Genomic DNA, 12848 nt, shown 5'->3' on the forward strand with positions numbered 1-12848 from the left:
CCGGCACCGAGGAGAGACCCGATGGCGAAGTACCTGCTGCTCAAGCACTACCGGGGTGCCCCACCCGCGGTCAACGACGTCCCGATGGACCAGTGGACGCCCGAGGAGATCACCGCCCACGTGCAGTACATGAACGACTTCGCGGCCCGGCTGGAGGGCACCGGCGAGTTCGTCGACGGTCAGGCCCTCGCCCCCGAGGGGACGTTCGTCAGGTACGACGGGCCGGGCCGTCCGCCGGTGACCGACGGGCCGTTCGCCGAGACCAAGGACCTCGTCGCCGGCTGGATGGTGATCGACGTGGACAGCTACGACCGGGCCGTCGAACTGGCCGGGGAGCTGTCCGCCGCGCCGGGGGCGGGTGGGAAGCCGATCCACGAGTGGCTGGAGCTGCGTCCGTTCCTGACGGCCCCGCCGACCGTCACCGACTGACGGTGGACGGTGACCTGCTGCGCCGGCTCACCCCGGAGGTGATCGGGGTGCTCGTGCGGCGCGGGGCGGACTTCGCGGCGGCCGAGGACGCCGTGCAGGACGCGCTGGTCCGGGCGCTGGACGTCTGGCCGGCCGACCCGCCCCGGGACCCGAAGGGCTGGCTGGTCACCGTGGCCTGGCACCGGTTCCTCGACGCGGGCCGGGCGGACGCCGCCCGTCGTCGACGCGAGGACCTCGTCGTCGAGGAACCGGCGTCCGGCCCGGCGTCGGGTGTGGACGACACGCTCCGGCTCTACTTCCTGTGCGCCCATCCGTCGCTGAGCCCGTCGTCGGCGGTCGCGTTGACCCTGCGCGCCGTCGGCGGGCTGACCACCCGCCAGATCGCCCGGGCCTACCTGGTGCCGGAGGCGACCATGGCGCAGCGGATCAGCCGGGCCAAGCGCACCGTGTCCGGCGTGCGCCTCGACCGTCCCGGCGACGTCGCCACCGTGCTGCGGGTGCTCTACCTGGTCTTCAACGAGGGCTACTCCGGCGACGTCGACCTCGTGGCCGAGGCGGTCCGGCTCACCCGGCAGCTCGCCGCGATGGTCGACCATCCCGAGGTGGCCGGGCTGCTCGCCCTGATGCTGCTGCACCACGCGCGGCGCGCGGCCCGGACCACGCCCGACGGCGGGCTGGTCCCGCTCGCGGCGCAGGACCGCAGCCGGTGGGACACCGACGCGATCGCCGAGGGGGTGCGCATCCTGCAGGCGGCGCTGGCCCGGGACCGGCTGGGCGAGTTCCAGGCCCAGGCGGCCATCGCCGCGTTGCACGCCGACGCGCCCGTCGCCGCCGAGACCGACTGGGTGCAGATCGTCGAGTGGTACGACGAACTCGTGCGGCTGACCGACAGCCCGGTCGTCCGGCTCAACCGGGCGGTGGCCGTCGGGGAGGCCGACGGGGCACGGGCGGGGCTGGCGGCCCTCGCGGCGGTGGACCCGGCGGTGCCCCGCCACGCGGCGGTGACGGCGTACCTGCACGAGCGGGCCGGTGATCCGGCGACGGCGGCCCGGTGGTACGCCGAAGCCGCCCACCGGGCCGCCCACCTCGCCGAACGTGACCACCTGATCCGCCAGGCCGCCCGCCTCAACGCCCGTCCGCCCGGCTGAGTTCCGGTGCGCCCGCCCGGCACCCCGGGCTGACGGCGGTGCCGTCGACCCGGGACGGGACCCTTCTCATTGATACCCTTGACTGCTCTCGGGGCGACCGCATTCGTGGGTGGCGCAGGGACGGGGGCCGGGCGATGACAGACTGTCGTACCCCTGGGGCGACCGCCGCGCCCCGGGCGGTGGCGGCGCTGGTCGCGTTGTCCCTCTCGGCGTTCTGCTACGTGGCCATGGAGACGTTGCCGGTGGGCATCCTGCCCCTGGTCGCCACCGACCTGGACGTGTCCGTGTCGCACGCGGGGCTGCTCGTCACCGGCTACGCGGTCACCGTCGCGGTCGTCTCGGTGCCGCTGACCCACGTCACCCGGCGGGTGCCGCGTCGCCGGCTGCTGGGTGTCCTGCTGGGCGTGCTGGTGGTCGCCACGGCGGTGTCGGCCGCCGCCCGCGACTACCAGCTGCTGCTCGGGACCCGGGTGGTCGTCGCGCTCACCCAGGCGCTGTTCTGGGCGGTGGTCGCGCCCGCCGCCGCCGGCATGTTCCCCGCCCGGGTACGCGGCCGGGTCACCTCCGTCGTGTTCGCCGGGGCGTCGCTCGGGCCGATGCTCGGCGTGCCGGCGGGCACCTGGCTGGGTCAGCAGTGGGGTTGGCGGTCGGCGTTCCTGGCCCTGGCCGCGCTGGCGCTGGCCGCGTTCGTGGCGATCGTGACGCTGATGCCGCCGGTCGCGGTCGGGGCGACGCACGCGTCGACCGGAACCACCCCGGACGCCCGCCGGTACGCGGTCGTCGTGGTGGCCACCGCGCTGTCGGTGGGGGGCCTGTTCACGGCGTTCACCTACACCGCCGTGTTCCTGACCGACGTCTCCGGGTTCGCCCCGGGCGCTCTCGGCCTGCTGCTGCTGATCCGGGGTCTCGCGGACTTCGCCGGCATCACCGCCGGGGGGATCGCGAGTGACCGCCACCAGCGGGTGGCGATGGTGACCCCGGTGCTGCTGCTGGTGGTGGCCCTGCTCGGGATGTTCCTGCTGGCCGGGTCGCCGGTGGCGACCGGGGTGCTGCTGGCCGTGTCCGGGTTCGCCATGGGCGCGTTGACCCCCGCCCTGCAGAACCGGGTGCTGGAGGTGGCCCCGGGCAGCGCCGACCTGGCGGCGGCCGGCAACTCCGCCGCCTTCAACGTCGGCATCGCCGGCGGGTCCCTGCTCGGCGCGGTGGTGCTGTCCCGGTCCGGGGTGCAGGGCACGGCGTTGGCGGGCGGACTGGTGGCTGCGGTGGCGCTGGTCGTCCTGCTGGCCGAGCCGCTGGTCGCCCGGGGCGGTGCGGCACGACGGGCCGTCCGGGGACGAGAATAGATCGTATTGCGAGATGGTGTCTCTGTTGACGTTGCGGTGGGCGTTGGTTAGCCTGGACCGATCATCGCCAGCCGCAGGAGAACGCCATGATCCGAGTTCCGCAAGGCTCTGGATTGCTGGTGCGCGGTTACGAGGAGCCGCTGCGGGTCCACCCGCCGCGGGAGGGCATGCGCCCCGGGACCGCCGCCGGGGACCCGCAGACCCCGTTCTGACGGATCGGCGCGCCGTCTCCCGACCGGGACACGGCAGGCGCCCACGTCGTTGATCAGCCCGGTGGCGGCATCGCCCCCCGGGACACCGACCCGTTTCCGCAGAACCGAACCTCGGAGCGCATCATCATGACCACCGCAATCGATCTCGCCCCCATCTCCGGTCCGTCCGCCTGGCGCGGTGACGAGCTGCGTACCTCGACCGAGTGGGTCTACCAGCTCAGTGACGCCGAGCGCGCCGAGCTGGAGACCGTCGGCCGCCGGTTCGTCGCCGACAACCCCGACCTGCGTACGGTGACCGCCGCCGACTACCCGCTGCCGGCCTGCGCCGGCCTCAACGAGGAGTGTGCCCGCCAGCTCGACTCCGGACGCGGCTTCATCCTGGTCCGGGGCCTGCGCACGGAGGAGTACGGCGACACCCTCGCCGGGGCGATCTTCTTCCTGATGGGGCTGCACCTCGGCGTGCCGATGGGGCAGAACCAGATGGGTGACGTGCTCGACCACGTCATCGCCACCTCCAACAAGACCCTCGACGACCCGTCGGCCCTGCCGTCGCGGGTCCGCGACCGGCTGCCGTTCCACTCCGACAGCTCCGACGTGGTCGCGCTGATGTGCCTGCGGGCGGCCAAGGCCGGCGGGGCGAGCAGCCTGGTCAGCGGCACCACGATCTACAACGAGATCCTGCGCCGCCGGCCGGACCTCGCGCCGCTGCTGTTCGAGTCGTGGCACTGGGACTGGCACCGGCAGGACCCGGACGCCCCGGCCCGCACCTACACCTCGCCGATCTGCAGCTACGTCGACGGGGTGTTCAGCACCTACGCCGGCAGCTCGATGATCTTCTCGGCCCAGGACTACCCGGAGGTGCCCCGGCTCACCGAGGCGCAGATCGAGCTGCTGCACCTCTACGACGAGGTGTCCCAGGCCCCCGGCCTGGCCCTGGACATGGACTTCCAGCCCGGTGACGTGCAGTGGCTGCTGAACTACGCCGCCCTGCACTCGCGTACCGGTTACGTCGACTTCCCGGAGCCGGAGCGTCGCCGGCACCTGCTGCGGCTGTGGCTCAAGCGTGACGTCGGCCGGCCGCTGGTCAGCGGGTTCGGCAAGCACGTGGTGACCGAGCGCGGCAGCGAGATCGCGCCGGGCGGCCGGTTCCACATCGCCGAGGCGGTCGAGCCCAACTTCGAGTGGGGCAACTGACCCACCGGCCCCTCGTCAGGACGGCCCGCAGCGCCCCAGTGTCGTGGCGCGGCGGGCCGTCCGCGTGCGGTCACCCGTACGGTCGTGCGGTCACGGTCACGTCGCGGCGAGCGGCCGGACGTCGGCGTCCGGCACGACCGGGCGGGCCGTGGGCCGGCGGTGCCGGGCGGCGTGCACGAGCAGCCAACCCAGCAGGACCACCTCACCGACGAAGGTGACCCCGGCGACCTGCACCGGATAGTCGGCCGTGACCAGCGGCCCGGCCGAGTCGGCCAGGTAGCCCGCGCCGGCGACCGCCACCAGTGCCGCCACCCAGGTCGGGACGGTGTCCGAGCGCCAGGCCAGCCAGCCGACCAGCAGCAGGTGGACGCCGAACAGCAGCAGCCCCAGGCTCCAGACCTGCTGGAAGCCGGTGAGCCCCGGGTAGCCGTCGGCGCGCAGCCGGTCGGCCCCCGCACCGTCGCGCAGCAGGCCGGCGACGCCGGTCAGGTGGACGATCGCTCCGGCGAGGACGACCGCGTAGCCGGTGCGGCACCATGCCGCGAGCAGGGCGACGGTGGGTTGGGCGTGGTCGAGGAACGCCCGTAGCGCCCAACCGACCAGGACGTCGAGGCAGGCCACCGCGAACAGGGCGACGACGGCCAGGGTGAGCGCGGAGCGCTGGGCGGGCAGCCGGGCGACGATTGCGGTCGCGTCGCCGGCGAGCAGCGGTTGCACCACGCCGAAGTTGGCCCATCCGGCGAGCACCGCCATCAGCAGCAGCCCCGCCCCGGCGGCCAGGGCCGCGCGGTGGGCGTGGGAGTCGTCCGGGGCCGCCATGGCCGCTCCGGTGGCAGCGGGCTCGGCGGCGGTGGCCGGCGGGGCTGCGGCGGTGGGCCCGGCGACGGTGACGGGTGAGGTGGCGGTGGCCGGTGCGAAGCCCCGGACGAGCAGCAGCAGCCCGAAGGCGATCTCGAACAGCCCGCCCGCAGCGGCCGGCGCGACGCCGATCCCCACCCCGGCCAGCTCGGCTGCCGCGCCGGCCGCCAGCAGCGCGTAGCCGGCGGCGCCCCAGCCGGCGAACCACCGGGGCAGCCAGCGTCGCCGGGCCAGCGCCAGGCAGAGCGGCAGGCTGCCCAGCCCCAGCGACAGCATGGCGAGCTGGTAGGCGAGGTCGGCGGCGCCGTCGCCGTACCGGGCGCGCAGCACGAGGCCGGCGGCGAGCAGGAACGCCTCCGCGCCCCGGGCCACCAGGTAGCCCCAGGCGACGCCGGGGTGCGGCCGGCGCAGCGCCCGGAAGACCAGCGCGCCGATGGCGGCCACCAGCACGGAGTTGGCCAGCACCAGCGCCACCCCGGCCGGTCGTCCGGCGAGCGCGCTGCCGACGCCGTAGGCGACGAACGCCGACAGGAAGAACGCGCCGGCCCACCGGCCGGCCACACGCAGGGACATCGTCGCCTCCCGAGTCTTCGTACTAAGTACGACTTACTTAGTACGGTACGGTGGGCGGTGCAGGCGGTCAACCAGGCGTCAGGGGAGCGGCAGGGTGGGCGAACCGGTGCGGCAGCTCAGCCGGGAACGGGTGCTGGGGGCCGCGGTCGCCATCGCCGACGCCGACGGGCTCGGCGCGCTGACCATGCGGTCGCTCGCCGCCGCGCTGCACGCCAAGCCGATGTCGCTCTACCACTACATCCGCAACAAGGAGGAACTGCTCGACGCGCTCGTCGACGGGGTGTTCGCCGAGATCGACCTGCCCGTGGTGGGCGGCGACTGGCGGGCCGAGGTGCGCCGCCGCTGCCTGTCGGCCCGCACCGTCCTGGCCCGGCACCCCTGGGCGCTGACCCTGATCGAGACCCGGACCAGCCCCGGCCCGGCCACCCTGCGCCACCACGACGCCATGCTCGGCGTCCTGCGGGGCGGGGGGTTCTCGCTGCCGATGACGGCCCACGCGTACGCGATCATCGACGCGTACGTCTTCGGGTTCGTGTTGCAGGAGGCGTCGCTGCCGTTCGAGACCGGCGACGCCGCCACCGAGGTCGCCGACGCGATCATGGCGTCGTTCGCGGCGGGGGAGTACCCGCACCTGGTCGAGTTCGCCACCCGGCACGTGAACCAGCCCGGTTACCACTTCGGCGGGCAGTTCACCTTCGGCCTCGACCTGATCCTCGACGCGCTGGCGAACGCGGCGTGACGACCACCGGGGACGGACGTCCGGACGGGCCGGCCCCGGGACCCGGGCCGGCCCGTCCGGACAGGACCTAAAGGTCCAGCACCAGCCGCTCCGAGCGGCACCGCCCGACGCAGATCATCATGCTGCGCCCGGCCGTACGCTCCTGCTCGGTCAGCAGCGAGTCGCGGTGCTCCGGCGTGCCGGCGAGCACCCGGGTCTCGCACGCGCCGCAGTAGCCCTTCTCGCAGTCGTAGGTCAGGCCCGGCACGACCTCGCGCAGCACGTCGATCATGCGACGGTCCCGGGGCACCCGCAGGGTCGCCCCGGTACGCGCCAGGTGCACCTCGAACTCGGTGTTCGCCGCCGGGTCGAAGGCGACCTCCAGGTCGTCCCCGGCGGTGAACCGCTCGACGTGCAACCGCTCCGACCGGCCGGTCGCGGCACAGACCCGCTCCAACGCGTCGATCATCCCGGTCGGCCCGCAGCAGTAGACGGCCGTGTCCGGCCCGGTGGAGTCGAGCAACGCCCCCAGGTCCGGCAGGCCGGCCTCGTCCTGCGGCAGCAGGGTCACCCGGTCACCGGCGAGCGCCGTCACCTCGTCGACGAAGGCCATCGAGGCCCGGCTGCGACCGCCGTACACCAGCCGGAACGGCACGCCCCGGCGGTCGGCCTCGCGGGCCATCGCCAGGATCGGGGTGATCCCGATGCCCCCGGCGAGGAAGAGGTAGTCGGGGGCGTCGACGAGCGGGAAGTGGTTGCGCGGACCGCGCACCGCGAGGGTGACGCCCGCGCGGGCGAGCGCGTGCAGCTCCACCGAACCGCCCCGGCCGGCGGGCTCCCGCAGCGCCGCGATCCGGTAGTGCCGGGTGTCGGCCGGGTCGCCGCACAGCGAGTACTGCCGGACCCGTCCGGACGGCAACCGCACCTCCAGGTGCGCGCCCGGCGCCCAGGGCGGCAGCTCCGCGCCGGTCGGGTCGGCCAGGCGCACCTCCAGCACCTCGTCGGTGGCGGTGGCGGTGGCCGCCATGACCAGCTCCCGGTCGCCGGTCAGGCTGGCGGTGGGCCGGGTCCCCGCCGCGTCGGCGTCGCGGCGGGGACCCGGGGTGAAGACGGCCGGGATCGCGTCCCAACCGCTCTGGTTGCCCCGGGTGGGATAGGCGACGAGCCCCTCCTCCACCACCCGGAAGTCGGGCAGCCGGGTGAGCACCTGCGTGATCATCTCGCGGAACATCAGCCGGGCCAGGTGCGCTCCGGCGCAGCGGTGGCTGCCGATGCCGAAGCTCAGGTGCCGGGCGGCGTCGCGGTCCAGCCGCAGCTGCTCGGGGTCGGGGAAGACGGCCGGGTCGTGGTTGGCCGCGACCCAGGGGATCAGCACCCGCTCGCCGGCGGTGACCGGGCAGCCGCCGACCTCGGTGTCGGTGCGGACGGTACGGGCCATCGACTGCGACGGGGCGAACACCCGCAGGAACTCGTCGGTGGCGGTGAGCAGCAGGTCGGGGGAGTCGATCAGGCGCTGCCGGTCCTCGGGGTGCCGGCTCAGGTGCACCAGGGTGGAGCCGGTCAGCGAGGTGGTGGTGTCCACCCCGCCCGCGATCAGCAGCCCGATGACCGAGACCAGCTCGTCGGCGGCGAACAGTTCCCCGTCTGGGCGGCGCTGGGCGGCCAGGTAGCTCACCGCGTCGCCGGTCGGCGCGGCCCGCCGCTCGACGATCAGCTCGCGGATGCGCTGGTCGAGGTAGGCCAGGCCGGCGGCCCCGCGGACGGCCCGCTCGCTGCCGGGCAGCGCGGCGAAGATGTCGTGGATCGGGCCGGCGAGCTTGGCCCAGTCGGATTCGGGGAAGCCCAGCCAGTCGAGGGTGACGGCGGCCGGCAGCGGGTTGGTCAGGTCGCGGACGAAGTCCACCGACCCCTCGGCGATGAAGGCGTCCACCACGCGGGTGGTGTGCCGGGCGACCATCGGGGCCAGTTCGGCGACCGCGTCCTGGGTGAGCAGCGGGTTGATCAGGTCGCGGTAGCCGGTCGCGGCGGGCGGGTCCAGCTCGATCGGGTACTGCTCCAGGCCGGGGCCCCGGGGGATGACGATGGCGGTGCCGTCACCCCCGGCGGTGGCACGGGCGGAGGAGAAGGTGTCGTCGTCGCGGGCGATCCGGACCACGTCGGCGTACCGGGTGGTGTAGACGAAGCCGCCGTGTGCGTCGGTCCGACCGACCGGGCAGGTCTGCCGGAACTCGCGGTAGTAGCCCACCGGGTCGGTGTTGCACTCGGCCGAGTGGTGGTCGAAGGGCGCGGGCCGGTCTTCGGTCGCGGTCTGCGCGGCGGCCGGGGCGGTGCGCTGCTGTTCGGTCATCGGGACGTGCTCCACAGGTGCGGGACGCTGCGCGGTGTTGCCCAGCCGCGCCACTGGGTGTGGGTCTGACACCAAGGGTAATGTCGCTCACATTGCGAGACAATGTTTCACGATGAGATACAGCGATGTCGATGAGGCGGGGGCGTCCCTGCTCAGAGGGTCAGGACGGCCTTGCCGACCTCGCCGGAGCGCAGCGCCGCCACCGCCTCGTTGATCTGCGCGAAGGGGAACCGGGTGATCAGGCGGTCCACCGGGAAGTTGCCGGCGGCGTGCAGGTCAAGCAGCCGTGGCAGGAACACCTGCGGCAGGCTGCTGCCGCCGATGATGCCGGTGATGCTGCGGCCGTTGAGCACGCTGCGCCACTCGAAGCTCATCTGCTCGCTCGGGCCGATCCCGACCACGCCGCACCGGCCGAGCGGGCCGAGCGACTCGACCGCGAGGCGCAGCACGTCCTCCCGGCCGGTGGTGTCGATCGCGACGTCGAAGCCGTGCGGGGCGATCGCGGTCAGCAGTTCGCGCGGGTCGCCGTCGGTGGAGTTCACCCCGTGGGTCGCGCCGAGCAGCCGGGCCGTGTCGAGCTTGCCGGCGTTGACGTCGACGGCGGCGACGACGGCGCAACCGGCCACCCGGGCGGCCAGGATCGCCGCCACGCCGACCGCGCCCGCGCCGAAGACGACGACCGAGGAGCCGACCTCCGGGCGCAGCACGTTGAGTACCGCGCCGGCACCGGTGCCGAAACCGCAGCCGAACGGGCCGACCACGCCCAGGTCGATCTCCTTGCTGATCGGCACCACCGCGCGGGCCGGGGCGACGACGTGACTGGCGAACGACGACTGGCCCAGGAAGTGGCCGTTGACGGGCTGCCCGTCGCGGGAGAGCGCCGTGCTGCCGTCCGGTCGCCGGCCGGTGAAGTTGACCGCGTCGAACCGTCGGCAGTACGCCGGGTTTCCGCCGCGGCACAGCGGGCAGTCGCCGCAGGAGGTGAAGCTCATCGCGACGTGGTCGCCCGGGGAGATCCCGGTGACCCGCTCGCCGACCTGCTCGACCACTCCGCTGCCCTCGTGGCCGAGCACCGCCGGGGTGGGGAAGAAGTTGGCGAACTCCAGGTCGGTCGCGCAGATCCCCACGCTGTGCACCCGGACCAGCACCTCGTCCGGCCCGGGGTCGGCGAGGTCGATCTGCTGGAGGGTGAACGGCCCTCCCGCGTTCTCCAGCACCGCCGCTGTGATCCGCACGCGCCCTCCCTAGTGACTCACAAAGCGAGATTGCATCTTGACATGCGAAACGTAGAGGGTCAAGGATTCGCACATGGCTGACCTGGACATCCCCACTGCCCGCCAGCTCGTCGACGGCGACTGGACCCCCGCCGCCGACGGCGGTGAGCTACCGGTGCTCGATCCCGCCACCCGGGAGCCCATCCAGTCGGTGGCCCGCGCCCGCGCGGTCGACGTCGACCACGCCGTCGCCGCCGCCCGCCGGGCTGCCCCCGGCTGGGCGGCCACCTCGCCCAGCGAGCGCGGCGCGATCCTTTCGCGCTGGGCCGCGCTGATCGGCGAGCACGTCGAGGAACTCGCCGCGTACGAGGCGCGTGACGTGGGCAAACCCCGCTCCGGCGGGCGGCTCAACATGTACATCACCCAGGGCATCGTCGACTACTTCGCCGGAGCCGCCGACAAGCTCACCGGCGTCACCCTGCCCACCCGTACGCCCGACTACTTCGGCTACACCCGGCCCGAGCCGTACGGTGTCTGCGCGGTGATCATCCCGTGGAACGTGCCGGCCGTGCTCACCGCCGCCAACGTCGCCCCGGCGCTGGCCGCCGGCAACACGGTGGTGCTGAAGCCCTCCGAGGTCGCGCCGTTGTCCCCGTTCGCGCTGGCCGAGCTGGGCCGCCGGGCGGGCCTGCCGCCGGGCGTGCTCAACGTGGTCACCGGGCTCGGCCCCGAGGCCGGGGTGGCGCTCACCGGGCACGCCGACATCGACCACATCAGCTTCGTCGGCTCGACGGTGACCGGCCGGTCCGTCATGCGCGCCGCCGCGCAGCACCTCGTCCCGGTCAAGCTGGAGCTGGGGGGCAAGTCCCCGAACGTGGTCTTCGCCGACGCCGACCTGGACGCGGCGATCCCGGCGATCATCGCCTCGATCACCGAGAACGCCGGGCAGAACTGCTACGCCGGCTCCCGGCTGCTGGTCGAGGAGTCGATCCGGGCCGAGGTGGTCGAGCGGGTCGCCGCCGGCATGCAGGCCGTCCGGACCGGCCCCTGGGACCAGGACCTGGACATGGGTCCGCTGGTCAGCCAGGCCCAGTACGAGCGGGTCCGGGGTTTCCTGGCCGAGGCCCCGGCCGCCGGGGCCCGGCTGGTCGTCGGCGGCGAGCCGGCCACCGCCGCGTTCGACGACGGCTGGTACGTCGCCCCGACCGTCTTCGACCAGGTCGACTCGGACATGCGCCTGGTCCGTGAGGAGGTCTTCGGCCCGGTGCTGGCGGTGCAGGGGTTCCGGGGCGTCGACGAGGCGGTGACCCTGATGAACGGCACCGACTTCGGCCTGCTGGCCTGCATCTGGACCAGTGACGTGTCCCGGGCGCTGCGGGTGGCCGGGCTGGTCCGCTCCGGGCAGGTCGCGGTGAACCAGTTCCACGACGCCGGGGTGATCGGCTTTCCGTTCAACATGCAGAAGGAGAGCGGCTTCAGCCGGGGCGGCGGCTACGCGGCGCTGCGCGAGTACACCCAGGAGAAGGCCGTCGCGGTCCGGCTGCTCGACCGACCGTCGGCGTGAGTCGATCGGGTGAGCTGGCGGCGGCCCGCCCCCGGCTGGCCGTCGCCGCCGCGCCGTCGCCGGCCGCGTTCGCCCAGTGGCTCGCCGAACTCGCGTTCGGCGGCGCCGGCTGGCCGGAGCTGCTGGCCGCGGTGGCGGAGCGGACCGGCGCGGCCTGCCGGCTGGTGGCCGAGACGGGCGAACTGCTCGCCGACAGCGACGGCGCGGGCGGTCCCGGTCGCGACGCCGCGCCGGACGACGTCCGCCGCGCCCTGGCCGCCGGTCGGGCCGGCGGGGCGGGACCGCCGGGAGGTGTGCCGACCACGGTCCGCTGCGCCGACGGATGGGCCGGCCGGGCGGTGGCGGTCGGCGCGGGACCCCGACGGATCGGCGCGTTGCTGCTGGCCGAGCCGGTCTCGACCGGGCAGTGGGAACTGGCGGCGGCGGCGACCACCGCGCTGTTGATCGAGGCGGTCCGGCACGAGTCACCGCCGCCCGCCGTACGGGACGCCCCGACGGTGCTGCGGGCCCTGCGTGACGGCCCCGGCGGCGCGGCCGGATCGCCGTCCGCGCCCCGGATGGGCGAGGCGGAACTGCTGCGGGCCGGCGCGGCGCACGGTTGGCGGCTGGACCAGCCGCACGCCGTGGCCGGGATCGCGTACACCGGGGAGCAGCAGCGCCGCTGGGCGTCCGCGCTGAGCTGGCTGGACCGGCCGGTGCTGGCCGAGGGGCGGCTGGCCTGGACCCTGCTGCACGGTGACGTGGAGCGCGAGGTGACCCGGCTGCGGGCCCGGCTGGACCAGATCGTCGGCCCCGGGCAGGTCCGGGTGGTCGCCGGGGCGCTGGTGACCGGGCCGGCCCGGACGGCGGCCTCGTTCCGCGACGCGGACCGGCTGCTGCGGCTGCTGCTGCGGTCGTCCGACGAGCGGTCCGAGCTGCCGTTCGGGCAGGCCGGCCTGGCGCAGGTCCTGCTGGCGGTGCCGGACGAGCGGCTGCGCTGGTTCGTGCACCGGCACCTGGGGCCGATCGCCCACCGCGACGACCTGCTGCGCACCCTGGACTGCTGGTTGGCGACCGGGGGCAGCCGGCAGGCGGTCAGTGAACGGCTGCACCTGCACCGCAACTCGGTGGGCTACCGGGTCGGCCTGATCAAGCGGCTGCTGGGGGTCGATCCGCTCGACCCGCGAACGGTCGCGGTGCTGCGTACGGCGCTCGTCGCGCGGGAGCTGCTGGCCGCGGCCGAGGCCGGTTGATCCCCTGGTGGGCGGC

General features: G+C 74.4%; 10 protein-coding genes. 7 read left to right on the top strand and 3 right to left on the bottom strand.

What is annotated here, in order from left to right:
• Nucleotides 1-21: 21 nt before the first annotated feature.
• The 4 genes from ACN265_RS10740 to ACN265_RS10755 all read left to right on the top strand — a co-directional run bounded on the left by ACN265_RS10740 (nt 22) and on the right by ACN265_RS10755 (nt 4326).
• Entirely contained in the window at nt 22-429 is a 408-nt protein-coding gene (locus ACN265_RS10740) for a YciI family protein (RefSeq protein ID WP_204923229.1), read from the top strand.
• A gap of 2 nt (nt 430-431) precedes the next feature.
• A complete protein-coding gene (locus ACN265_RS10745) occupies nt 432-1577 on the top strand; it encodes an RNA polymerase sigma factor (protein WP_421407155.1) in 1146 nt (381 codons plus the stop codon).
• A gap of 134 nt (nt 1578-1711) precedes the next feature.
• Complete coding sequence (locus ACN265_RS10750; RefSeq protein WP_421407157.1) at nt 1712-2920, top strand: MFS transporter; 1209 nt, start codon at nt 1712-1714, stop codon at nt 2918-2920.
• Nucleotides 2921-3258: 338 nt separating this feature from the next.
• Nucleotides 3259-4326 carry a TauD/TfdA family dioxygenase gene (locus tag ACN265_RS10755; protein ID WP_204923226.1) on the top strand — a complete coding sequence of 356 codons (1068 nt, stop codon included), beginning with the start codon at nt 3259-3261 and terminating at the stop codon, nt 4324-4326.
• Between the two features lie 96 nt (nt 4327-4422).
• Here ACN265_RS10755 and ACN265_RS10760 read toward each other — a convergent pair whose 3' ends face one another.
• The gene (locus ACN265_RS10760) at nt 4423-5757 is read right to left on the bottom strand and encodes a DUF4386 domain-containing protein (RefSeq protein ID WP_421407159.1); all 1335 of its coding nucleotides are present in this window, start codon (nt 5755-5757) and stop codon (nt 4423-4425) included.
• Nucleotides 5758-5851: 94 nt separating this feature from the next.
• On the opposite strand from ACN265_RS10760, the gene ACN265_RS10765 reads away from it, so the two are divergent.
• Nucleotides 5852-6496, top strand: a complete 645-nt coding sequence (locus tag ACN265_RS10765) for a TetR/AcrR family transcriptional regulator (RefSeq protein ID WP_204923224.1) — start codon at nt 5852-5854, stop codon at nt 6494-6496.
• 67 nt (nt 6497-6563) lie between these two features.
• Here the strand turns inward: ACN265_RS10765 and ACN265_RS10770 are convergent, their stop codons facing one another.
• Entirely contained in the window at nt 6564-8894 is a 2331-nt protein-coding gene (locus tag ACN265_RS10770) for a cytochrome P450 (RefSeq protein ID WP_421407160.1), read from the bottom strand.
• 80 nt (nt 8895-8974) lie between these two features.
• Entirely contained in the window at nt 8975-10057 is a 1083-nt protein-coding gene (locus tag ACN265_RS10775) for an NAD(P)-dependent alcohol dehydrogenase (RefSeq protein ID WP_420117337.1), read from the bottom strand.
• A 73-nt stretch (nt 10058-10130) separates the two neighbouring features.
• Here ACN265_RS10775 and ACN265_RS10780 point away from each other — a divergent pair, with 73 nt between their 5' ends.
• Nucleotides 10131-11600, top strand: coding sequence for an aldehyde dehydrogenase family protein (locus ACN265_RS10780; protein ID WP_421407163.1), 1470 nt, complete (start codon nt 10131-10133; stop codon nt 11598-11600).
• Nucleotides 11597-12832: a PucR family transcriptional regulator gene (locus ACN265_RS10785; protein WP_421407165.1), complete on the top strand. Its 1236-nt coding sequence runs from the start codon at nt 11597-11599 to the stop codon at nt 12830-12832. The genes ACN265_RS10780 and ACN265_RS10785 overlap by 4 nt, the downstream gene beginning before the upstream one ends.
• Nucleotides 12833-12848 lie beyond the last annotated feature (16 nt).

The sequence above is a fragment of the Micromonospora sp. WMMD730 genome, assembly GCF_049178955.1.
Lineage (GTDB): Bacteria > Actinomycetota > Actinomycetes > Mycobacteriales > Micromonosporaceae > Micromonospora > Micromonospora wenchangensis.

What these genes read in the sequence shown, in the direction of transcription:
- ACN265_RS10740 (WP_204923229.1), top strand. Translation starts at nt 22, where the DNA reads ATGGCGAAGTACCTGCTGCTCAAGCACTACCGGGGTGCCCCACCCGCG.
- ACN265_RS10750 (WP_421407157.1), top strand. Translation starts at nt 1,712, where the DNA reads ATGACAGACTGTCGTACCCCTGGGGCGACCGCCGCGCCCCGGGCGGTG.
- ACN265_RS10755 (WP_204923226.1), top strand. Translation starts at nt 3,259, where the DNA reads ATGACCACCGCAATCGATCTCGCCCCCATCTCCGGTCCGTCCGCCTGG.
- ACN265_RS10760 (WP_421407159.1), bottom strand. Translation starts at nt 5,757, where the DNA reads ATGTCCCTGCGTGTGGCCGGCCGGTGGGCCGGCGCGTTCTTCCTGTCG.
- ACN265_RS10780 (WP_421407163.1), top strand. Translation starts at nt 10,131, where the DNA reads ATGGCTGACCTGGACATCCCCACTGCCCGCCAGCTCGTCGACGGCGAC.